The organism is Serratia sp. NPDC087055 (assembly GCF_044900985.1).
In the GTDB taxonomy this organism is placed as follows: domain Bacteria; phylum Pseudomonadota; class Gammaproteobacteria; order Enterobacterales; family Enterobacteriaceae; genus Serratia.
In genome coordinates this window covers 392,821-416,774 of sequence record NZ_JBJDOG010000003.1, presented here as the reverse complement: position 1 = coordinate 416,774, position 23,954 = coordinate 392,821, and the positions used below count along the sequence as shown (strand labels likewise).

General features: G+C 55.1%; 14 protein-coding genes and 1 riboswitch. Of the genes, 5 read left to right on the top strand and 9 right to left on the bottom strand.

Annotated elements, in window-relative coordinates:
• Nucleotides 1-99 precede the first annotated feature (99 nt).
• Complete coding sequence (locus ACI2J2_RS18110; RefSeq protein WP_209636970.1) at nt 100-1,749, top strand: Na/Pi cotransporter family protein; 1,650 nt, start codon at nt 100-102, stop codon at nt 1,747-1,749.
• 50 nt (nt 1,750-1,799) lie between these two features.
• Here the strand turns inward: ACI2J2_RS18110 and ACI2J2_RS18105 are convergent, their stop codons facing one another.
• The 5 genes from ACI2J2_RS18105 to ACI2J2_RS18085 form a co-directional block, all read right to left on the bottom strand.
• Nucleotides 1,800-6,626 carry a hemagglutinin repeat-containing protein gene (locus ACI2J2_RS18105; RefSeq protein ID WP_404760556.1) on the bottom strand — a complete coding sequence of 1,609 codons (4,827 nt, stop codon included), beginning with the start codon at nt 6,624-6,626 and terminating at the stop codon, nt 1,800-1,802.
• Nucleotides 6,627-6,669: 43 nt separating this feature from the next.
• On the bottom strand, nt 6,670-8,346 hold the full coding sequence (locus ACI2J2_RS18100; protein ID WP_404760555.1) for a ShlB/FhaC/HecB family hemolysin secretion/activation protein: 1,677 nt from the start codon (nt 8,344-8,346) through the stop codon (nt 6,670-6,672).
• A 413-nt stretch (nt 8,347-8,759) separates the two neighbouring features.
• Nucleotides 8,760-9,677 (bottom strand): ketopantoate/pantoate/pantothenate transporter PanS, encoded by a 918-nt coding sequence (gene panS, locus ACI2J2_RS18095; RefSeq protein ID WP_037416073.1) that lies wholly within the window; start codon nt 9,675-9,677, stop codon nt 8,760-8,762.
• 159 nt (nt 9,678-9,836) lie between these two features.
• Nucleotides 9,837-11,204 (bottom strand): lysine-sensitive aspartokinase 3, encoded by a 1,368-nt coding sequence (lysC, locus tag ACI2J2_RS18090; protein ID WP_265556933.1) that lies wholly within the window; start codon nt 11,202-11,204, stop codon nt 9,837-9,839.
• Between the two features lie 109 nt (nt 11,205-11,313).
• A riboswitch (Lysine riboswitch) is annotated at nt 11,314-11,507 on the bottom strand.
• A gap of 52 nt (nt 11,508-11,559) precedes the next feature.
• Nucleotides 11,560-13,368 (bottom strand): sodium:proton antiporter, encoded by a 1,809-nt coding sequence (locus ACI2J2_RS18085; protein ID WP_209636978.1) that lies wholly within the window; start codon nt 13,366-13,368, stop codon nt 11,560-11,562.
• 273 nt (nt 13,369-13,641) lie between these two features.
• Here ACI2J2_RS18085 and pgi point away from each other — a divergent pair, with 273 nt between their 5' ends.
• Entirely contained in the window at nt 13,642-15,288 is a 1,647-nt protein-coding gene (gene pgi / locus ACI2J2_RS18080) for a glucose-6-phosphate isomerase (protein WP_404760554.1), read from the top strand.
• Nucleotides 15,289-15,351: 63 nt separating this feature from the next.
• On the opposite strand, the gene ACI2J2_RS18075 is transcribed toward pgi, so the two are convergent.
• Nucleotides 15,352-16,788 (bottom strand): capsule assembly Wzi family protein, encoded by a 1,437-nt coding sequence (locus tag ACI2J2_RS18075; RefSeq protein WP_404760553.1) that lies wholly within the window; start codon nt 16,786-16,788, stop codon nt 15,352-15,354.
• Nucleotides 16,789-17,009: 221 nt separating this feature from the next.
• Here ACI2J2_RS18075 and psiE point away from each other — a divergent pair, with 221 nt between their 5' ends.
• Nucleotides 17,010-17,417 (top strand): phosphate-starvation-inducible protein PsiE, encoded by a 408-nt coding sequence (gene psiE / locus ACI2J2_RS18070; RefSeq protein ID WP_020837183.1) that lies wholly within the window; start codon nt 17,010-17,012, stop codon nt 17,415-17,417.
• Between the two features lie 215 nt (nt 17,418-17,632).
• Here the strand turns inward: psiE and malG are convergent, their stop codons facing one another.
• The 3 genes from malG to malE form a co-directional block, all read right to left on the bottom strand.
• Complete coding sequence (gene malG, locus ACI2J2_RS18065; protein WP_004948829.1) at nt 17,633-18,523, bottom strand: maltose ABC transporter permease MalG; 891 nt, start codon at nt 18,521-18,523, stop codon at nt 17,633-17,635.
• 11 nt (nt 18,524-18,534) lie between these two features.
• Complete coding sequence (gene malF / locus ACI2J2_RS18060; RefSeq protein WP_209636985.1) at nt 18,535-20,112, bottom strand: maltose ABC transporter permease MalF; 1,578 nt, start codon at nt 20,110-20,112, stop codon at nt 18,535-18,537.
• A gap of 184 nt (nt 20,113-20,296) precedes the next feature.
• Entirely contained in the window at nt 20,297-21,490 is a 1,194-nt protein-coding gene (gene malE / locus ACI2J2_RS18055) for a maltose/maltodextrin ABC transporter substrate-binding protein MalE (protein WP_404760552.1), read from the bottom strand.
• A gap of 359 nt (nt 21,491-21,849) precedes the next feature.
• Between malE and ACI2J2_RS18050 the strand changes: the two genes are divergently transcribed.
• Entirely contained in the window at nt 21,850-22,824 is a 975-nt protein-coding gene (locus ACI2J2_RS18050; RefSeq protein ID WP_245209954.1) for an alpha-amylase family glycosyl hydrolase, read from the top strand.
• Nucleotides 22,817-23,926 (top strand): maltose/maltodextrin ABC transporter ATP-binding protein MalK, encoded by a 1,110-nt coding sequence (gene malK / locus ACI2J2_RS18045; protein ID WP_209636987.1) that lies wholly within the window; start codon nt 22,817-22,819, stop codon nt 23,924-23,926. Before ACI2J2_RS18050 ends, malK begins: the two co-directional genes overlap by 8 nt.
• The last annotated feature ends 28 nt before the right edge of the window (nt 23,927-23,954 follow it).

Here is a 23,954-nt window from a genome sequence, read left to right as displayed (position 1 = left end):
AGCTCCTGGGGATTCACCCGTTTGCCGCCGTCCTGCAGCCCGAAATTCACAGGGTATGGATTTGATCTTTCCTGCCGGCGTTAATGGAGCGTATTTTCCGTGTTGACCCTTCTTCACCTGCTTTCCTCTGTGGCGCTGTTGGTGTGGGGCACTCACATCGTGCGCACCGGGATCATGCGGGTTTATGGCGCTAATTTGCGCCGGGTGTTGAGCGACAGCGTGGAGAGAAAACCGCTGGCGTTCGTCTCCGGCATTGGCGTAACCGCGTTGGTACAAAGTAGCAATGCCACCGCACTGCTGGTCACGTCGTTTGTCGCACAGGGACTGGTGGGGCTCACGCCGGCATTGGTTATCATGCTCGGCGCTGACGTCGGTACTGCGCTGATGGCGCGAATACTGACTTTCGATCTTTCCTGGTTGTCACCGCTGCTGATCCTGGTCGGCGTGTTCCTGTTTCTTAGCCGCAAGCAAACCCGAGTAGGTCAAATGGGCCGGGTGTGCATTGGTCTCGGGCTGATTGTCCTGGCGCTGGAGCTGATCGTCGCCGCTGCCACCCCTATCACCCAGGCAGCGGGCGTGAAGGTGCTGTTTTCATCACTGACCGGTGATGTGATGCTGGATGCCCTGACCGGTGCCTTATTCGCCATTGTCAGCTATTCCAGCCTGGCTGCGGTATTGCTGACAGCGACGCTGACGGCGTCAGGCGTGATCTCGCTGAAGGTCGCTCTGTGCCTGGTGATCGGTGCCAATCTTGGTAGCGGCCTACTGGCGGTGATCAATACCAGTGGCCAGAATGCTGCAGGGCGTCGGGTCGCGCTTGGCAGCCTGCTGTTCAAGCTGATCGGCTGCGTGCTGGTCCTGCCCTTTGTCTCTTATCTGGCCGATATCATGACCCGCCTGCCCGGAGAGAACGAAGAGTTGGTGATCTATTTTCACGTCTTTTATAACCTGATCCGTTGCCTGGTGTTAATCCCGTTGGCTGGGCCGATGGCGCGTCTGTGCGAAACGTTAATCGCGGACGTGGCTGCTGACGATCCGCGATTGCGGCCGCGACACCTTGATGCCAGTGCGCTGGACACGCCGACGTTGGCGTTGGCCAATGCGGCGCGAGAAACGTTGCGCATGGGTGACGTGGTGGAACACATGATGATTTTGCAGCGCGAAGTGCTGCACGGTAAGCAAGGACAGGATAAGGAGGTGCGGCGGCTCGACGACGATGTCGATGTGCTGTATACCGCGATCAAGCTGTATTTGGCGCAGATTCAGAAGGAGGATTTGGGCGAAGAAGATTCCCGCCGCTGGGCTGAAATCATCGAAATGGCGCTTAATCTGGAGCAAGCGGGCGACATTATCGAACGCATGGCCGGTGATGTGGGGGCGAAATCGCACGCGGCGCGGCGTGCGTTCTCAACGGAAGGCTTGGCGGAATTGGACGCATTGCATGAGCGGCTGATTGCCAATCTACGGCTCGGCCTGTCGGTGTTCCTGTCGGGTGACGTTACCAGCGCCAAGCGGTTGCGCCGTTCCAAGCATCGTTTCCGCATTTTGGACCGCCGCTATGCGCATGCACACGTTGACCGTCTGCACCAACAAAACGTACAGAGCATCGAAACCAGTTCGCTGCATCTTGGGCTGCTGGGAGATATGAAACGCCTGAACTCGCTGTTCTGTGCGGTGGCCTATAACGTGCTGGATCAGGATGAAAAGGATGATGAGCGTGAGTGGGAGGATACGCCGAGCACGCTGTAAAAAATGCCCCCGGTTTAGCCGGGGGCATGACGCCAGCTATTTACCGCAACTTACTTACCTGAAAAGACGCCAGCCTTAGCGTCGGCAGCTTGGCTATTGCCGTAGCCGCCGACCGGCGTTTCCAGGTTCACCACGCTTTTACCCGCGATCCCCAGCAGCCCGCCAGCAGACGCCGCGGCATCAAGGTGCCCACCACCCTGATAGCGATTGCCTTTCACATCCTGCTGTTCCAGCTTACCGTTACCCAGTGTTACCTCGCCTTGTTGGCTGCGGATTTCACCACCGGTCAAATGGGTCGTACCCTGTACGTTCAGCGCTACGCCATTTTTCCCGGTGATGGCAGATTTCACGCCAACGGCATCGTTGTTGACGACATCGGCGTTCACCTTGAATTGGCCTTGCAGCCCGGCGGGACCGGTCAGGCTCTCCTTGGATTTGTTGCCGAGGAAGCGAGCGCCGCGATCCCATAGCGGTGCCTTCTCTTTTTCACCCACCAGGTTTTCCGGCAGCGTAACCTTACCGCCGTCGGCCTTGCTGAAGCTGACGGCACCGGTAGTGTCCTGCTTCGGATCGAGACGACGAGCCACGCTGTTGTACTTGTCGGTGGTAGCGTCTGCGACCTTGTTGATGCCGCCCTCCAGCTTCTCCTTCACCTTACCGGCATAATGTGGCGTGCCCACTTTTGACAGTTTGGATGTGATGCTGCTGGCCGGATCGTTGGTGTGGTTCAGACCGACATCGACATTGACCTTCACGCTGCTTTCACTGTCTTTGCGGCTCTCGACGTGCAGATCGCCGCCAATGTTGCCCTGTACACTTTCAGCATTGATCTGAGCGCCGGCTAAGGTGGTATCTTTACCACTATTGAGCGTGACTTCTCCGGCATTGATTAGGCTGTTGCCCTGGGTGGTTTTTTGTAGCTTATCCACGCCGACTTTCACTCCGGCTCCCAGAGTATGGGTGTCGCTGCCGCTGGTGGTATCAATCTTGCCGTTTGTGTCTTTGTTGAACGATTGACCGCCTTTGGCGTTAGCCTTCAGCCCCAGATTCCAGTTATTTTTCTGTTCCTGGTTTTGTGCCGATTCCAGCACCACGCCGCCGTTTTTGGCGTTCAGCTCAACGTGGCTACCTTTGACCTCGGTACCTTGCAGATGCACTGCACGCTCGTCATTGCCGTTGGCAGTAATGTTCACTGCGCCGCCGCTGGCGATCTTGCCACCTTGCTGAGTCGTAGAGGACTCATCCACTTTGGCAATGTCAAATGCGCCGCCGAGGGAAATACCGCCCGCGCTCTTTTTGTCGCTATCGGTGCTGTTGCCGCCAATATCGATATTGCCGGAGAGGGTGTCGTCCTTACGCGTCTGCTGCGATTCGGCCGCTTGCAGGGCGACCTGCTTGCCTGCCTTCAACGAGATATCCCCCTGGCTGGCGACATCGCTGCCCTGCAGCGTCAGACTGCGGCCGGCATCCAGTTCTACCCCCTGTTTGCCGGTGATGTTGCTGACTTGCGCGCTGCTGCTGTCGCTTTCCCCTTTGCTGTGACTACCGCCAAGCCCAACACCGACGTTTTTGGTTTCCGGCGTGGAGCCGCCTTTGGCTGATACTTTGACATTAAAGCCGCTGTGGCTTTCATGGCTGCGATCGGTGGCTTGCTCAAAACGGATGTCGCCACCCTCCGCTTTTACCTTGGCTTTTCCCTTACCGGCATCCAGCGAGGTGCCCTGATACACCGCGTCCTGCTTGACCTTAACGTCGATGCCGTTAGCCGCGGTGATGCTGCCGGTGACTGCTTGGCTGCCGTTACTTTCGCTGTGCTTGTTACCCCCTTCACCTTTGGCATCGACGGTCAGATCGCTGCCGGTGGTGGTATAAACGCGTACGCCTGCGCTACCGCGGGTTTCGCTGCTGCTTTCCTGCTGGCTGTTTTGCGCCGCTTCGCTGTGGTGGCTGTCTGCCGCAAGCGTCACGCCGCCTTGGGTCGCCTGGTATTTCGTTCCGTTGTCCTGCAGCTTACCGGTGGTTTTGACATCAATTTCCCCGGCGGTGATGCTGTTGACCACGGCCTGCGAGCTGCTGCTACGCTTCTCGCTGCTGCCGCCATTGGCACCAATATCCAGTCCGACATTCGGCGCGCCGATGGTGCCAATATCGTTAATCACGCCGTTAGCGTCCAATTTGGCGACTTTCCCGACGGCACGTTCAACCGGGCGGGTGACAGCGCTGTAATCCACGTTGGCGCCGATGTCTACGCCGACGTCGGTTTTGCGGGTGTTGCTGCTTTCGCTGTTGACGGCGGCCAGATGGTCAACACTGTTGGCATTTTCATGATACTTACCGCCAACCTGGTGTTGAGCGCCTTGCTGGGTCAGTTTGTCTTTGGCATTAATCGTCAGATTGCCCGCAATGTCGCTGCCAGAAACCACGGCTTTGCTGCTTTGGGCGTGCGTTTTGCTGTTCTCGTAACCGCCTTCAATACCAGAACCGACTTTGTCGATGCCGCCGGTGTAGTAAAACCCGCCGCCGATTTTGGTGTGCTCGGTATCGCTGGTGGTTTTGTTTTCGGCTGCGAGGAAGGCGACATTGTTGCCGCTGATGCTGGCATCGTCTTGTGTGGTCACCAGTTTAGATCCGCTGAAGATGACGTCTTTGTCCGCTTTCAGCGCTACGCTGCCGCCGCTCAACGTCGAGCTCTGTTGCTCGCTGCGGGTCGTTTTTTCACTGTCGCTGGTATGTTCGATGCGGAAACCGGCGCGGTATTGCTTATCGCTTTTCTCGTTGGCATAGCCGTTGATGGCGAGCGCGGTTTTTTGTTCATCGATGCGTTGCTGCTGCTCCCCGCTACTGACGTTGATATTGCCGCCAGCGTTGATATCCAGCTTACCGGTGCTGGTCACCTTGCTGCCTACCACATCGGTGTCCCGTTTGCTGACCAATTGCAGGTTGGTATCGGAAACCAGTTCACTGGCGGTGGATTTTTGGTGGCTATTATTGGACTTCTGCGAGCTGCTGGTAATGTTGAAGGCCGTGCCGGTGCGGGCATCAACCTTGTCAACGGTGGTGCTGAGGGCGTTATCGATCCGCAGGCCGCCAGCGGTGGCTTCGACAAAGCCGCCTTGTTTGCCTCGCACTTTACTGCCGGTAATGGTTACGCCCTGGTGACCGTTCAGTCGCAGAGTACCGTCGGCGGTCAGTTCGGAGGCGTTGTTGACTTCGTGGCGGTTGCTGTTGTCTTGATCACTGCCGCCACCGATACCACCCCATGAGGTTTTATTGTCGCGAACGGCCTTCGCGTTGGCGGTTTTTTGTACACCTATGGTGATGCGTTCGTTGGCGTTCGCCGTCAGGTTGCGCCCCGCGTGTACTTTGGCACCCTGCGTCCCCAACGTGTTGCCGGCCGTCAGCGTCAGGTCGCCACCGGCCTGCAAGTCGCTGGCCTTCAGGTTTTCGGTTTCGTTGCTGTTGCTCCAACTGCCGGTGCGCAGGCTGGAGGTATGGTTACGTTGATACCCCCGTTCGCTGGTTTTATCCCGTTCGATCAACCCGCTGAGCTGTACATCGCGCTTGGCTTCGATGTTTAGCGCGTCACCCGCCGTAACACTGGCGCCAAGCAGCTTTACATCCTGTGTGGTGGCGCTCAGCGTGGCATTCTTGCTGGCGTTGATGCTGCTGCCCGCTTGTTGATGCTGCTCATTTTCACGGGTGACATCGTACTGCCAGGAGTAGAACCATTGATCGTTGGTGTGGCCCTGAGTCTGCTTTAATTGCTGACCGTCAAGCGTCAGGCTGGCACCTTGCAGCTTGATCTCTTCGCCGCGAATGTCGGTCGCGGTCAGGTGGTTGTTGTTATTGGCCACCAGGCTGATGTTTTTGCCTTTGAGTTCAGTACGGGTCAGTTGTTGGCCCGTGCTGCGGTCATTGATGTAGATGCCGCCCCGGTAGTTTTGGTAGTTCTCTCCGCTGTTGCGGTTACTGCTCACGTCACGAATCTGGCTTTCTGCGCGGATGTTGTCGGCTTTAACCCGGATCTCGTCGTCACCTTGCAGCTTGCCAGCCAGCTTCACGCCGCTGCCGGCTGCCGTGTTGATGATGTTGATACGTCCGGCTTGCATACTGCCAAGATAGTAGCTGTCCAGCGCGCTGACCGGTTGTGTGCTGCTGAGCACCTGCGCATCGCGCGATACGCGGTTATGTCCGCTAATGGCGTTGATATCGGACACCCTTTTTCCGCTTTTTTTATCGAATGCCGGGGTGACGATGACCTCGCCGCGACTGTCGATGCGTGGGGCGATCAAATCCAGTACGCCGCCGGCGTTCAGTTTGCCGTCCAGACTCAGGGTATTGCGATTAGCCAGCGTGCTGTAACCCTGCAGCATGCCGTTTTCCACCAGCGGATTACCCACCACCAGTGAGGAACGGCTGGTATTGATGAAGCCGCAACCACTGCAGCTGATCCCATTCGGGTTGGCCAACACATAGTCGGCTGCCATGCCAAAGATTTCTTGCTGACCGTGTAACAGCGACGGGTTGCGGCTGATCACTTCATTAAGGATCACGCTAGCCGCTTGGTTATTCAGGTTGGGGTTGGCACCCAATTGGCCCGCCAGTTGAGACAATCCGGCGTCGAGCGAGTTATTCAGCACTGCGCCGGGTTGGTTGACGTTGAAATCCTGATATTGGTTGTGCGACAGCCCGTGATCGTTGGGCGTCACAATATTGACCACCTGCGCGCCGTTACCCGCGGTGGAAACACCCGGACCGTTAGCGCCGTTGGCCGCAACGATCTCACCGGCATATGCGGTACCGAGTGAGGCGAAAATGATCGCCAGTGAGGCGGCCAACTTACCTGCCGCTGAAAGCCTGAAATTATTATTTTTCATCCATGTATCTCCATATATCACTGTGTTACTGCAAAACTACTGATTAAAATGTGTACGAAAAACGTGCCAGCACCTGGATGGGATCGTCAGGCATTGCGTGGCTGGACAATAACCAACCACGGCTGGCTTCGACGTCGAGCGTTGCTCGCTGATAACGCAGGGTGGCACCGGCGCTCAATCCGGCGCTGCTTTGCCAGCCCGAAGGCCGATTGTCACGGGGGAGCACCCGGCCGACGTCGCCGCCGATACGTGGGGTAAGCGTGCTTTGACCCAGGTTGAAGTGACGAGACAGGGTATTTTGCAGATACCAGCCGTTATCACCGGACAGCGTGCTGCGGCTGAAGCCACGGACTGCGCTACGATCTGTCAGGCTGAGCCATTCCACACCGGGTAAACGATCGCGGCTGTATTGTCCGTATAGCAGGTGACTCAGTTGATAATGGGAGCCTGCCAACGTGAAACGTTGAGTGAGATTGGCGAACAGCTTGGCTTTGGTGAATTGGGCATCGGGCTGATTGGCGCCGTTGGGACGATCTGCGCCAAACCAAGGCAATCCTTGCTCTACGCTAAGGTTGGCGCTGATCAGGCCGCTGGGTAGGATTTGCAGGTGGTTGACCCCGAGTTCAAACAGACTGAGCGTCGGACTACCGAGGTTGATACGGGCGGTGTCAAAATAGTTGGCAATACGCTTATGGGTCAGTTGGCCGCTCAGCGCGTTAATCTGATCGCGATCGCGGTAGAACACATAATCGCTGCGCAGGCCATATTGTTGGGTCTGGCCATGCAGTTTATAGCTGTTGAACACCAGCTGTTGGCGATTCAGGTATTGTGAATAGCTGGCAAAGCCGCTGAAGGTAAAAGCACCGTAAGGCAGGGAATAGAGCAGGGTATAGGCGCGATTATAACGCTGCGACGGATCTTTCAGCGTACCGGCAACGTTAAGGCTGACGAAGTCGGACAGGCCGAACGGGCTGTCTAGCGTTGCCGTACTACGGGCTAACCACTGACCGGTATTTTTTTGACCATAATTGTCCAGTGTGGCAGACAACAGCCAGGGCTTGGTATGTTGGTTGTGCAACCGAATAATTGATCCACCGGTTTGGCTGCCCGGTAATATATCCAATCGGGTTTTGTTCGATTGCAAACGATTGGCTTGATCCAATCCCTGATCAAGCTGGGTTAATTTCAGGGGTTGCCCTTCCAATCCAGGGAATAATAATTGGCTATTGACCCAGCGATCGCTGCCTTCTATTTTCTCGATGAATCCTTCTGTGACCCGTAGCCCTAATTCTCCCTCAGCATTGGGACGAATAAATTGTACGCGGGCAGTGATATAGCCTTTATCAAGGTATAAACGGGTTAATTCACGCGTCAGCAGGTTGATGTCATTACTGCTGATACAACGCTGTGGTAATGCGGTCAACGCTGCCAAATCTTTCTCTGACAGCAAGGTAATACCCTGCAGGTACACTCCACCGATTGGCAAACATTGGGCCGATCGCGGCAGCGCGGGGACAGCAGGCTCTGGCTCTGCCAGTAATTGCTGCTGTTTAAGCTGTTGGTAGCGTAGTTGTTCTATCTGTTGATTCACCTCACGCGTACTGTCTTGCAGGGCACGGCGTGATTCACCCATCGGCGAGAAATGTTCCATTTCCGGCAGGGAAGCGGCAGGGAGTGCGGTACTGAACAGCAGCGCCAAAGCAGCGGTTTTTTTTATCATTGTAATCCATTATGAGAAGCCGCAGAGCGGCCTGCTCAATCCATGAGGTCAATAAACGGACGGCCAGCGTCCAGCCCGAGACAGCGAGTGACGATCACATTGCGGGGTTCTTTTTTGCTTGTGGCAAATAAGAATGTGGGTTTTTATATTTCTAAATAATAATTAGTCTGCTTGTTTTTTATTTTTATAAATCTGTGTTTATTACTCATAAGGAGGTAATTAAAAAAGTAAATTAATCGTTATTTACCGTTCCCGTCGTTATAAACGGTTATCGGCAGCATTAAGAAGAATCTGAATTTTTATTTATCGGTGCGATAATAGAGGATGGGGATAATTCTGACAATCCGACCAGTGGAAATACGAAATTTCGTAGGAAGATGGACGCAGTCATTGAACTGCGTCCCGACGTGAAGTTATTTTTTGTTGATCGGCCGACCGGACCAGTAACCTGCCAACAGCGAACCGGACAGGTTATGCCACACAGAGAACAGAGCTCCCGGCAGTGCAGCCAGCGGTGAGAAGTAGATTTTGCCCAGCGTGGCAGCCAACCCGGAGTTTTGCATACCCACCTCAATCGCCAGTGTACGGCAGGTGGACTCATCAAAGCCGAATAGCTTACCGCCCCAATAACCGCTCAGTAACCCGATCGCGTTATGCAGGATCACCGCGATGATCACGACCAGCCCAACCGAAGCAATGTGGCTCTGGCTACCGGCCACCACAGCGCTGATGATGGCCAAAATGCAGATCATAGAAAGCGCAGGCAGGATCGGCTCAATGCGTTTGACTGTTTTGGTAAAGGTGTGATGGACGATCAACCCCAGACCGATAGGGATCACCACGATCTGCAGAATACTGAGCAGCATCCCCATGACGTCGACGCTGATCTCGGTATCGACATACAGACGGGTCAGCAGTGGCGTGGCGAATACGCCTACCAGCGTGGAAACCGCCGAGATGGTCACGGACAGCGCCACATCACCTTTTGCAAGATAGATCATCACGTTGGAGGCGGTCCCGCTGGCGACGCTGCCGACCAGCACCATGCCGGCGGAAAGATCCGGTGGCATATGAAACAGCATTGCCAGTAACCAGGCCGCCAGCGGCATGATCAGGTAATGCAGGAAGATCCCCGCCGCCACGGGACCAGGACGAGATAATACGCGCTTAAAGTCATCCAGCCGCAGCGTGACGCCCATGGCGAACATGATCAGCATCAGCAATGGGCTGACGTAGGGGCCGATCCCGGTAAAGGTGGTGGGTGTGAAGTAGGCCGCGACGGCGAGCAGCACCGCCCACAGGGGGAATAATCGGGTAAATTTTGCCAGCATGAATGCGCTTTTCCTTCAATAGGCTATCTTACTTGCCATTTTGAGTCCGGGCAGTGCTCGGAATCCTTACGTACTTTGTGTACGTTCCGGTTCCCGTGCGCTGGCCGAACCCAAACTGGCTACGACGATATACGCCTATTGGCGCAGATATTATTAAAATTATTCGAACAGATTGTGATGCAGGGTGCGTACGACTTGCTCAGCGTCGTTACCCGGCACCAGGAAGCACAGGTTATAGCTGCTGGCACCGTAGCAAATCATGCGGATATTGAACGGGTCGAGCACGCCGAACACCTCTTTACCCACGCCGCAAGCCTGGGAAAGCTTATTGCCGATCAACGCCACCAGAGCCAGATTCTCTTCCACTTCCACCCGGCACAGCGACGATAGCTCTGTCAGCAGTGAGGTCGTTAACAGGCTGCCGCCCGTGGAGGTTGAACCCGTTGTATCCATGGTCAGCGCGACGCTGACTTCGGAAGTGGTAATCAAGTCTACCGAGATATTGTGGCGTGCCAGAATGTTGAACACTTCGGCCAGAAAGCCGCGTGCGTGCAGCATGTTAAGGCTGTGCAGCGTCAGCAGGGTTTGTTTACGGCGCAGCGCCAATGCACGAAAGAGCGGTGGGTTCTCGGTGGTGTTGCACACCAGGGTACCCCCGGCGGAAGGGTCTTTACTCGAGCCGACAAACACGGGGATATCGCTGCGTACCGCAGGCAATAGGGTGGCTGGGTGCAAAACTTTTGCACCAAAGGTCGCCATTTCTGCCGCTTCTTCGAAACCGATTTTATCAATACGCTTCGCTGCGGGTACTACGCGTGGATCGGTGGTGTAGATGCCCGGTACGTCGGTCCAGATATCCACGCGACTGACGCTCAGCGCTTCACCCAACAGTGCTGCAGTGTAATCGCTGCCGCCACGGCCCAGCGTCGTTGTGCGGCCTTTGGGCTCACTGCCGATAAAGCCTTGAGTAACCACTAAAGCTTCCTGCAGGCGTGGCTTGAGTAACGTTTGGGCTAATTGACTCAGCGCTGCGCTATCCGGTGTGGCACGCCCGAAATGGTCATCGGTGTGCATGACTTTACGGACGTCAAACCATTCCGCCTGTACGTTGCGAGCGCGAAGGATCTCAACGAAGAGCAGGGTAGACATTAATTCGCCGTGGCTGACCAGTTCGTCGGTCAGTGCCGTTGAGGTCGCCAGCGCCGCGGCCTCAGACAGCATGGCGATGTTCTCCAGCATGCGGTCGATTTCATCGCGGATCACGTCCGGATTGTCGAGGCGATCAAGAATGGCGTATTGAATTCGGCGAATTTCATCGAGCTGATAGTTGCGCTTGTCGGCATCACTGCCTTCGGCCAGAGCCACCAACAGATTGGTGACGCCCGCGGACGCGGACAAGACCACCAGACGCACGGCCGGATTGGATAGCACGACGTCGGCGCTGCGATTCATGGCTTCATAATCAGCAACGCTGGTGCCGCCGAATTTGGCGACAACGGTGGAATTCTGGGGTGCTGCTTGGTTCATGTAAAAACCTCGTGTCAGGGTGGCTCTATTCAGAGAGCGCTTTTTTCGTAGCCTTGGCACAAGGGAGGAGCGATAAACAGGGGGCAGGCGTAGAGGTTAACGCTACGATACACCCAGAAGCGCCCCACCTTGCTGACTGCCCTTACGGACAATCCCTGGTGACAACTCAGGGGATTCAGCCCCTGTAGCCGATATGATGAATGCCGCGCATCACCTTACCTCGGCGTCGCTCCCCCTCAAGCGTCGTCATTGGAGAACGGCTCCTCTGACACTCTACCTGGGCGACGCACCTCTTCTGGCTTGCACACGGGATGTGCAAGTAGGCTGTTAGGAATAGCCGGTAATCGCGCTGCTGTCAACGTCCAGACGTTGAGGGATTTTCATCTTGTACCAGCGCAATCAGCGTACAGGGTATCGCCGGGACGAAACCGGTGCCTATCGGCTGCAACGTGCCGTCTTCCCGCTGACTGAATAACGGAATAACACCCTGATGTTTTTCAAGATATTCCAACCAGCCAAAGTTCTCGTTCAGCTTGGTGGCCTTGATGGTGGCACCCTGGGCGATCAGACTGCTTAACCGGCCGTAAGTGGCCTCTTGGTTAAACAAAACTTCATGCCGACGGAAGCGTGAGCTTTCGCCACTGTTGCCGCGGCCTTTCAGCGGGGCGCCGGAGCGGATAGCAAACACCTGCCCGTCGCCAAAAATATGGCCGAAGTGATAGACCGCCAGTGCATTCTGATGGCGGTTGGGCGACAGTGCCAACACCTGCGCGGTATCGCTGAGATCAAGGAAGTTTTCGGCGTGTTCGGAGTAAGCATGTCCATAATACGCGGGAATGCCGTCCATTCGTGCCTGGCGGTAATATTCCCAGCTACTGTCGGTGACAATGACCGGGATATTCATTTTCATCAGCGCCTGCGCCAGCATGCGTGCCACGCTATTGGCTCCGACGATCAGCACCCCACGGGGTTTTTGTTGCTGTACCCGCAACCAGCGCGCCATCATGCCGCTGGTCAGGCTTTGCAACACCACGGTACCAATGATAACGGCGAACACCACCGTGACCAGACGATCGGCGCCGGGGTAGCCGCTGCGTTGCAATGTCAGGGCGAACAATGAACTTACCGCTGCGGCGACGATGCCGCGTGGGGCGATCCAGCACAGCAGAAGACGATCGCGCCAGTGCAAGGACGAGCGCCAGGTTGATACCGCAATACACAGTGGGCGCGCGATAAACTGCACCACCAGAAGCAGACCCAGCAGCGGCCAGCCCATATTCCACAGTGCCTGGATATCAAGCCGCGCGGCCAAAATGATAAACAGCGCCGAAATCAGGATTGCCGACAGTTCTTCTTTGAAGGCCAATATGTCACTGGTATCCACATCGCGCATATTGGCCAGCCAGATGCCCATCACCGTAACGGTCAGCAGACCGGATTCGTCAGCGATGGCGTTAGACACGCCAAAAGCGGTAAGCATAATGGCCAATACTGCAAGGTTTTGCAGGTAGCGTGGCAGCCAAACACGGCGGAGTGCAAGGCCCAACAGGTAACCGAACAATGCGCCAGCGACCATGCCGACAGCGGCGGTAATGCCCAGCGTGTAGAACAGGTGGGTATAGGATTCCGAATGCTGCTTCAGCACGATAAATTCAAACACCAGCAGCGTAAAGATGGCGCCGACCGGGTCGATCACGATGCCTTCCCAGCGCAGCACCTGATTGATATTGGCATTTGGCCGCACGACGCGCATCAGCGGGGCAATGACGGTTGGACCGGTGACGACGGTGACTGCGCCGATCAGCGCCGCCAGCTCCGGCGGAAAGTCGAGCAGCCACCAGCAGGCTACGCCGATCACCAGGAAGGTCATCAGCATACCGATGGTGACCAAATTGCGCACCACGCCGCCGAGACCGCGTATCTCCTCGACGCGTAGCGTCAGCGCGCCTTCAAACAGAATAATGGCGACCGACAGCGACACCAGCGGGAACAGAAGATCGCCGAACAATGCATCCGGTTGAACCAGATGGACCACGGGGCCTAACACAATGCCAAATACCAACAGTGGCAAAATAGCCGGCAGGCGCAACACCCAGGCGACCCACTGCGCCAGCAGCGAGCTCAATCCAATAACCACCAACATCAATGGGGCAGATAATTCCATAATCATGTCCTTCGTCTTTCAAACTACAGCCTGGTTGGCCGCGCATCCTTAGCCTAATTACGTCAATGACGTGGTGATAATCTGCCACAGTTTAGTGACAGTTAAGTAACCCTGATAACAGGCTATTATCCAAAAGTATAGGGGAAGAGCTGAAACGATGCGGCTGGGTTTAACAGTTAGCACCTATCGCAAGAAAAGAGATCATAATCACAGTCGAACAGGCTACAATCGGACAACCACGTCACATTTATTCTCAAGCCTAAGAGTGTTGCTATGAAAAATATCAATCCTAGTCAAACCGCTGCTTGGCAAGCCCTGCAGCAACATTTTGAACAGATGAAAGACGTACAGATCGGCGATCTGTTTGCTCAGGACAGTGAGCGTTTCTCCAAGTTTTCCGCTACCTTCGACGATCAGATGCTGGTGGATTACTCTAAAAACCGCATGACCGCGGAAACCCTGGAGAAGCTGCAGGCACTGGCGAAAGAGACCGATCTGCAAAGTGCGATCGCGTCCATGTTTGCCGGTGAGAAAATTAACCGCACCGAAGACCGTGCGGTGCTGCATGTTGCCTTGCGCAACCGTAGCAACAGCCCGATTATCGTTGACGGCAAAGATGTGATGCCGGAAGTGAACGCGGTGCTGGCTAAAATGAAACAGTTCTGCGACCGCGTGATTGGCGGTGACTGGAAAGGTTACACCGGCAAAGCCATTACCGACGTGGTGAACATCGGTATCGGTGGTTCTGATCTCGGCCCTTATATGGTGACCGAGGCACTGCGCCCGTACAAAAACCACCTGAATATGCACTTTGTTTCTAACGTTGACGGGACTCATATCGCCGAAACGCTCAAGGCGCTGAATCCGGAAACGACGCTGTTCCTGGTGGCATCCAAAACCTTCACCACGCAAGAAACCATGACCAACGCCCACAGCGCGCGCGACTGGTTCCTGAGCACTGCGGGCGATCAAAAACACGTGGCGAAGCATTTCGCGGCGCTGTCCACCAACGGCAAGGCCGTCGGTGAGTTCGGTATCGATACTGCCAACATGTTCGAATTCTGGGACTGGGTCGGTGGCCGTTATTCCCTGTGGTCGGCAATTGGTCTGTCGATTGCACTGTCAGTGGGTTACGAGAACTTCGAACAGCTGCTGAGCGGCGCGCATGCGATGGACAAACACTTTGCACAAACCCCGGCAGAGAAAAACCTGCCGGTGCTGCTGGCGCTGATTGGTATCTGGTACAACAATTTCTTCGGTGCAGAAACCGAAGCCATTCTGCCGTATGACCAGTACATGCACCGTTTTTCTGCTTATTTCCAGCAGGGCAATATGGAGTCTAACGGTAAATATGTCGATCGTAATGGCAACCCAGTGGATTACCAGACCGGTCCTATCATCTGGGGCGAGCCAGGCACCAATGGCCAACATGCGTTTTATCAGCTGATTCATCAGGGGACAAAACTGGTGCCTTGCGACTTTATCGCGCCGGCCATCAGCCACAACCCGCTGAGCGACCACCACGCCAAACTGCTGTCGAATTTCTTCGCACAGACCGAAGCCCTGGCGTTTGGTAAATCGCTGGACGTGGTAGAAGAAGAGTTCGCGGCCCAAGGCAAAACGCCGGAAGAGGTTAAACACGTTGCACCGTTCAAGGTGTTTGAAGGCAACCGCCCAACCAACTCCATCCTGCTGCGTGAAATCACGCCGTTCAGCCTGGGGAGCCTGATTGCGCTGTATGAGCACAAGATCTTCACCCAGGGCGCGATCCTGAACATCTTCACCTTCGACCAGTGGGGTGTTGAGCTGGGCAAACAATTGGCAAACCGCATTTTGCCAGAACTGGCAGGTGACGAAGCGGTAAGCAGCCATGACAGCTCAACCAATGCGCTGATCAACCGCTTCAAAGCATGGCGTTAAACACCATTTGAATTGATGCCAATAAAAAACCCGCCGCGGCGGGTTTTTTTTACGTCTGAAGGATTACAGATTGATGGGTACTTCGAAACTGATACCTGCACCTACGTCATCGGCGGTGCTGGCATGGCTATTGGTGTACCACAGGCTGGTATCAAACTTGACCTCGGAGGGCAAGGTATAGCCCCAGCCGAGCTGAATGCCTTTCAGCGTGTCAGATTTCGGGAATGCCTGGTTAATTGACTGGCTGTTCGGGTTCACCTTGGCGTACACCAGACGGGTACTCCAGCGTTGGCTGTCGTCCAGTACCAGCTCTACCCGGCCTGACAGCATTTGGCCGTCACCGCCCATTGCATGGCCCAGTGGGTAACCTTGCTGGTAGTAGCCGCCTTTATAGGTGTAGTGGGTGTATACATAGTTTTTACGGCTCATGTCGGAGCGGGTATCAGCCCCTTCGATGGACCAGTTGATGGTGGTCGTGCCCCATTCCGGGTGGCCTTCCAAGCCCAGCAGGTAGGTATTTTGTGAAGGCAGGAAGCCTGCTTCATCTTCACCGACTAACTGACCGTACAGGCTGACAGGCAGGCCAATCAGCGGTTGCATTTTCAGCTTGAAGTCAAAGCCCGCAAGCTGGTTACCGGGATCGTTGCCTTGGCCTGAGTCATCGTTGTCCTTGCCAGTAAAAGCATCCCAGAAAGAGCTAAAGGACTGTGGTCGACCGCTGCCACCCCATTGCATGATGCGCGAAGCGCCCAACTCAAGGAAGTTGGTCGGCATCATGGTAAAGCGACCACCAATCAACTTGGTATCGGGTACGGAAGAGTACTGTGACAGCTGGCCGGCGGTAATCTGGTACTGCCAACGGCCAATCCAGGACAGCCAAGGGGTTTCAAACGGCGATTGGTCGGCGCGTTGCAGCATGAAACCGGCGACGGGACGGGCTGCGTCTGAACGGATCAAGCTGCCGTCATAACCTGGGCCCCACCACTGGGACACTTCACCGAAGGACAACCACTGGTTCCAGATTTTCACTGCGCCGTAGGAGCCGTTCAGGTTAAATTTGGAACCGTCACTGACGCGTTGGTCGCCTTCGACAGAGCCTTGAACGCGTACGTCCCAGAACTCACCGTTGGCACCCGCGCCAATAGTCAGGCGGTCATCGGCATATTCGTTTTGACCAAAGCCCTGTGGCGTGCCGGGTTTGTCGGTCGAGGCGTAACCACTGACACGAATATTGGCCTTGAGGGCATCAACCCGGCGTTGAACACGGTCGATGACATTTTTCTCGGTATTGGTAACCGGTTTGGCTTGCGAGATAACCGAGCTGATCTCTTCCTGGCTCAGCGGCCAAGTGGACAAGCTAACGTTAATGACACCACGGTCGGACAACCAGGCCAGGTCGTTACGCAGATCGTTATCAGGAGTGACCAAGCCGGCGGCGTGACCGGTCAATGCACAGGTAAACAGGCCCGCCGCGACCAGTCCATTAAGTTTAGCGCGCATAAATATTCCCTTGTTAATTCAAGTTGTTTGTTTTATGTAAAGTTCTATGACCCATGATAGTGGACATTTCAATTTGCTACAAATATATCCCTATGAAACATTTTCTTTTAACTAATTGAATAGTATTTATTTTTTTATGATTCTGAAGAGATATTAATTTTTAAGATAATGCCTATGTTAGGATCCGCGGATAATTTTAATGGTATTTATGGGGAACAATTATGGCAAAAACCTCCCGCTCCGTAATGGTGGCCAAAGGGCTGCAACGGGTGCTGAACGTTGGGCTGCTGCTGCTGGCGGCGATCCTGATCGTCTTTCTGGTGAAAGAAACCATTCATTTGGCGAAGGTTTTGTTTGTAAACAACGAGGAATCGACGTCCTATCTGCTGATTGAAGGGATTGTGATTTACTTCCTTTACTTTGAATTTATCGCCTTGATTGTGAAGTATTTTGAGTCGGGCTATCACTTCCCGTTACGCTACTTTATTTATATCGGCATCACTGCCATCATCCGGCTGATCATTGTGGATCATGAAAACCCAATAGATACGTTAATTTATTCCGCCGCGATATTGTTGCTGGTGGTGACGCTGTATCTGGCCAATACCGACCGCTTAAAGCGCGAATAAATATTCTTCATACTTGAAGCAGCAGCGTTAGCTACCGGTGTGTACCCCCGTCACCTATCAGAGTAATCTCCTGGGGATTTATCCGCTTGCTGCCTTGTTGCAACGCCCATTATTTTGGCGGTTCCATAAAAATGGCGGCCCGTTGGGGCCGCCGAAGACACAGGTATTGATCGGAAAAAACTGAAGTACATCAAACGTATTGCAGCGGCACAAACTTAACCTTTCACCCCACCGGCCGTCAGGCCTCCCACCAACCAGCGCTGTGCCAGCAGGAATACGGCGGTAATCGGGATGGCCGACAGTACCGCCGCAGCGGCAAAGTCGCCCCACAAATAGTTTTGCGGGTTGAGATATTGCTGCATGCCCACCGCCAGCGTGTAGCTGTTGACGTCACGCAGCAGCAGCGAGGCGACCGGTACTTCGGTGATCGCAGCGATAAACGACAGAATAAACACCACCGCCAGAATCGGTACCGACAGCGGTAACAGCACCAGGCGGAAGGCCTGCCACGGACTGGCACCGTCCAGTGCCGCCGCTTCTTCCAGCGAGTTGTCGATAGTTTCGAAATAGCCCTTGATGGTCCAGACGTGCAGCGCAATGCCGCCCATATAGGCGAAGATCACCCCACCGTGGGTGTTCAGACCGATAAACGGGATGTATTGGCCCAGACGATCGAACAGGGCATACAACGCCACCAATGACAGTACCGCCGGGAACATCTGGAAAATCAGCATGCTTTTCAGCAGTGTACTCTTGCCGCGAAAACGCATGCGGGCAAACGCGTAGGCGCAGGTAGTGGACAGCGTGACGATGCCGATGGCGGTGATCACTGCGATCTTGATCGAATTCCACAACCACAGCAGGACCGGGAACGGTGGCGGGGTGACGCTGCCGTCGGCGTGGGTCACGCTCATGCCGAGCGCCAACCGCCAGTGGTCCCATGAAATCTGTTCCGGTATCAGGCTGCCGGTGGCGAAGTTGCCGGAGCGCAGCGAGATAGTGACCACCATCAGTAGCGGGAACATGATCAGGGCGATAAAACACAGCATCAGAGTATGGGTCATCCACAGGCGCAAGCGCTGGGATTTGGGTTGGACCATGGCCATTATTTTTCTCCCTAGTCGAAGTTCATCTTGCTGGCTTTAAGATTCAGGATCGCCAGGGCGCCCACCAGCAGGAAGATCAGTGTGGCAATGGCGGCTGCCAGCCCGAAGTCCTGCCCGCCGCCGCCTTCGAAGGCGATACGGTAGGTATAGCTGACCAACAGGTCGGTATAGCCGGCCGGTGTGGTGGTACCAATCATGTCAGGCCCGCCGTTGGTCAACAGTTGAATCAAGACAAAGTTATTAAAGTTGAAGGCAAAGCTGGCGATCATCAGTGGGGTCAGCGGTTTGATCAGCAGAGGCAACGTGATACGGAAAAAGTTCTGCATCGGGGTCGCGCCGTCCATTGCCGAAGCCTCGTACAAATCGTCTGGAATCGCCTTCAGCAGCCCCATACACAGGATCATCATGTAGGGATAGCCCAACCAGGTATTGACGATCAAAATCATGCTTTTGGCCGTGATGGGGTCACTGAACCAGGCCGGTTTAATACCAAACAGATGGCTGAGCATCATGTTGATCTCACCAAAGCTTTGGTTAAACAACCCCTTGAAAATCAGTATCGAAATAAACGACGGCACCGCGTAGGGCAGTATCAGCATCACGCGATACACCGCTTTGCCTTTCAGCGCCTCCCACTGCACCACACAGGCCAAAACCATGCCTACAGCAACAGTGAGGATTACGGTCATCACCGAGAACACGATGGTCCAGATAAAGATCGACACGAAGGGTTTCTTGATGCCTTCGTCCTGTAGGACGCGCAGGAAGTTTTTCCAGCCGATGGTGACGGTGTACCCTGGGCTGAGCGTCTCCTTGGCCCAGTTTCCGTCAGCATTTATGGCTTGATAGAAGCCAATGTCCGGGTTCGGTCGGTATTGAATATGGGTTTGTTGGTCGGTCAGCGTATTGCTGCCCTTATCCAGCGCATAAAGCGGGGAGGTGCCGGAAAATTGGCGCAGGGAACTCATGCGCAATTCGCCGCCGTCCGGCAGTAACGCGACCAGTTGGCTTAACGCTTGGCGGTTTTGCGTGATCACCCGCAGCGTGGCGCGTTCGCCCGCCGGTTCTGCACTTTCCTCCGTCAGTTTCAGCGTTTGCGGTGCATTGGTATCAAAGCTGAAGGGATCGGAAATAAGCCGTTGGTCGCTGTCCGGGTGGGTTAACTGCAGGCGCCAACGTTGATTTTCCACCGGATAAAGCCCGAAGGTAAAGGTTTTGCCGGTTTGGAACTGGCGCTGCATCAGTACCGACTGAGCTCGTTCAAAGGTGAGCTGGTTGGTACTGCTGTAGTTGGTGAAGGCGATGGCGATGGTACAAATTAGCGGAAACAGGACAAACAGCCCCATTCCGGCGATACCAGGATAGACATAGCGCCAGGCGTAAGCGCGGCGATTGGCAAAAACATACAGCCCGGCGCTGACTAATATGAGCGTCAGAATGGCAAACAGGTATTCACCCTGTGCATACATCAACACAATCAGATAGCAGGTCACCAGACTGAACAGGCCGATGACCAGCCATTTCAGGATGTCACTCTGCCACCACTTCGACTTTTTGCGCGCAGGCGACCCGGCGTGAGCTAATTGCATAGGGTGTTCCTTTCTGTGAAGCAACAGCGGGACACTACACCCCTCATACTTGAAGCGGCACCTGTGTTGGCGGCGTCCGCTCACCCCGGTCAGATAACTCTCTGTGCTGCCGGGATGTGCGTACTTGCCGTCGCGGTGTCACTCCAATTACTTCGGGGATGTTAATCCCGCACAACGTTGTGTGTTACTTGGTGATACGGGTCTGTACGTCATCCAACGCGGCTTTCACCGTCTGGCGACCGCTGACGGCGTTGATCACCGCACTGCGTTCGGTATACCAGAAGGCGCTCATCTGCGGGATGTTAGGCATGATCTCGCCGTTTTGGGAGTTCTCCATGGTGGCGGCAATCTTAGGATCTTTCGCCAGTTGTTCCTGGTAAGACTTCAGCGCCACTGCGCCCAACGGCTTGTCCTTGTTGACGTCAGCCAGGCCTTCGTTGGTCAGCAGGTAGTTCTCCAGGAATTCGGTGGCCAGCTCTTTGTTCGGGCTAGCGGCGTTAATCCCGGCGGTCAGTACGCCGACGAAAGGTTTGGATGGTTTGCCTTTAAAGGTCGGCAGCAAGGTTACGCCGTAGTTGATTTTGCTTTGCTCGATGTTTGACCATGCCCAAGGGCCATTGATGGTCATGGCTGTCTGGCCTTTATTGAATGCGGCTTCAGCAATCGAGTAATCGGTATCGGCGTTGATGTGTTTGTTTTTCACCAAATCGACGATGAACTGCAGGCCAGCCTGAGAACCGGCATTGGCGACGCCTACGTCCTTGATGTTGTACTTGCCATTCTCATATTTGAAGGCGTAACCGCCGTCGGCGGCAATAATTGGCCAGGTGAAGTAGGGTTCTTGCAGGTTCCACATGATGGCGCTTTTACCTTTGGCACGGAGTTCTTTGTCCAGTGCCGGAATTTCTTCCCAGGTTTTAGGGGCTTGCTTGATCAGGTCTTTGTTGTAAATCAGTGACAAGGCTTCAACGGCGATCGGGTAACCGATCAGCTTGCCGTCATAACGCACGGCATCCCAGGTGAACGGGAACAATTTGTCCTGGAAAGCTTTGGACGGGTGGATCTCGGCCAGCAGGCCAGACTGCGCGTAACCACCAAAACGGTCATGAGCCCAGAAGATGATGTCCGGGCCGTCGCCGGTCGCCGCAACCTGCGGGTATTTCTCTTCCAGCTTGTCCGGATGTTCGATGGTGACTTTGATACCGGTGTCTTTCTCAAACTTTTTGCCGACTTCGGCCAGGCCGTTATAGCCTTTATCGCCGTTGATCCAGATAACCAGTTTCCCTTCCTCGATCTTAGCGAAGGCGGAAGAAGAGAGCACCAACGTGGTCAGAGCCGAAAGTACCAGCGTACGGGCGGTGGTAAAGCTGCGAGTCATAATCCAATCCTTCTTTTTTGTGGGCACGTAAATCAAGGAGAGAGGTTTCGCGGTAATAGTGGGTCACAAAGCGGCACATTCTCATCCTCCCCCCCTCTACGCCCCACGCTTGCATAGTGTGATCCAGTTAACGTTGCTCCTTATTCTGTGGTGTCAGACACAAAATAGGGGGACGATTTTTGCCAGGTAGATCACAGATTTGTCTCAAGCGTTGAACTTCTCATCGTTGCGGTCGTTCTCTCATCCTCCCATCTCCTCCCCCATGAAAAATTCTGTTACGGATGATTACCCTTTGTGGGGTTTACCGCACTATCGGCCACATTGATTTTTATCGCCACGTGAAGCAGGGAACCGGATTTATGTCGCCAATGCCTACCGCCACTCAGCCAACCCTGTACCGGATCCATCCGGTCAGTTTCCGTGATGGAAACGGGGACGGTGTGGGCGACGCTCACGGCATGATTGCGGCGTTGCCGTACTTGAGCACGTTGTCAATTGACGGTTTGGTACTGCCGCAAGCGTTGGCGACACAAGATGCAGCCGCTGTCGCAACCCAAGGGCTGACGCTGTGGTATTGCGACGGGCCAAACCATATTCGTCGTGCCGCTGCTGCGCATCAGCAGTATCTCCTTAGCCCATTGGCGTTAGAGGTCGTGCCTTTCAGCGTGGAAAAGCTGGTTGAGGTATTGAATGCTCGCCGCGTCACCTTGGCAGATAGCCTGTGGAGTACCGGTGACGCTGACCAACCTCGCGTGGTCAGTCACTGGGGGCAGGGCAACTTGCGCTCCGCCGATGCTTTTTTGACGCTGCTGGCGATGTTGCCCGCGCCTATTTGCCTGTATCAAGGCGAAGAGTTGGGACTGCCGCACGCGGCCGGGCTGCAGGATCCTCTGGGTGCGCAAACGCCGATGCCATGGCATGAAGCGCCCGAACAGGTGACCTCTGGCGAAATCCACTGGTACCAACAGGTGGCGATCGAACACCGCGCGCTGGCCATCAGCCGCCAACAGTATGACAACCAATCCACCTTACGTTACTGCCAGTCCCTGCTGGCATTGCGCCGGTTGCCGGTTATCCAACAGGGTGAACTGAGCATCGTAAGCCAACGTAATGGCGTAGTGCGTTTACTTATTACCCATCAGGATCAATGCCTTGAAGCGCTGATTAACCTGCAGCCTTATACTCAGGCGGCCGCACCGTCTGAGGCGACCTTGCCACTGGCATGGCAGCACGGTGCGCAGCAAGAGGGTCATCAATGGGTTTTGGCGGGTTTTGCGTCCGCCATTTTCACACGAAATGTTAGCTGCGAAAGCAGGGGAGTAACGCATGGCTAGTGTCACATTGCGCAGCGTTTATAAGGCCTTCGGCGAGGCCGTGATTTCCAAAGACGTCAATCTGACCATCAATGACGGCGAATTTGTGGTGTTTGTCGGGCCATCGGGCTGCGGCAAATCGACGCTGCTGCGCATGATCGCGGGGCTGGAGGACATCACCTCCGGTGACCTGATGATCGGCGATAAACGCATGAATGAGGTGCCGCCGTCTGAGCGCGGTATCGGTATGGTCTTCCAGTCCTACGCGCTGTATCCACACCTGTCCGTGGCCGACAACATGTCGTTTGGTCTAAAACTGGCGGGTGCCAAGAAAGCGGAAATCAACCAGCGGGTTAATCAGGTTTCAGAAGTGCTGCAATTGGCCCATTTGCTCGATCGACGGCCTAAAGCGTTGTCCGGTGGGCAACGTCAGCGGGTGGCGATTGGCCGTACGTTAGTGGCGGAACCGGATGTGTTCCTGCTCGACGAACCGCTGTCGAACCTCGACGCCGCACTGCGAGTGCAAATGCGCATTGAGATTTCCCGTCTCCACAAGCGTCTGCAGCGCACCATGATTTACGTCACGCACGATCAGGTCGAAGCGATGACGCTGGCCGACAAAATCGTGGTACTGGACGCCGGGCGTGTCGCCCAGGTCGGCAAGCCGCTGGAGCTGTATCACTACCCGGCAAACCGCTTTGTCGCCGGCTTCATTGGATCGCCGAAAATGAATTTCCTGCCGGTCAAAGTGACCGCTGTGGAACCGCAACAAGTCCAGGTCGAACTGCCTAACCGCCAACTGGTGTGGTTACCCGTAGAAGGTACAGAGGTTCAGGCCGGTTCGAACATGTCATTAGGTATTCGTCCAGAGCATCTGTTGCCTGGCGATGCCTCTGAAGTTCGCCTGACGGGCGACGTACAGGTGGTGGAGCAACTCGGTAACGAGACGCAAATCCACATCCAAATCCCGGCAATTCGTCAAAACCTGGTTTACCGCCAGAACGACGTGGTGCTGGTAGAAGAAGGTGCAACATTCGCTATAGGCCTGCCGCCTCACCGCTGCCATCTGTTCCGTGAAGACGGTACGGCATGTAAACGGCTGCACCAGGAGCCGGGCGTTTAAAGCATCACAGTCTGTATAACAGGAGAAT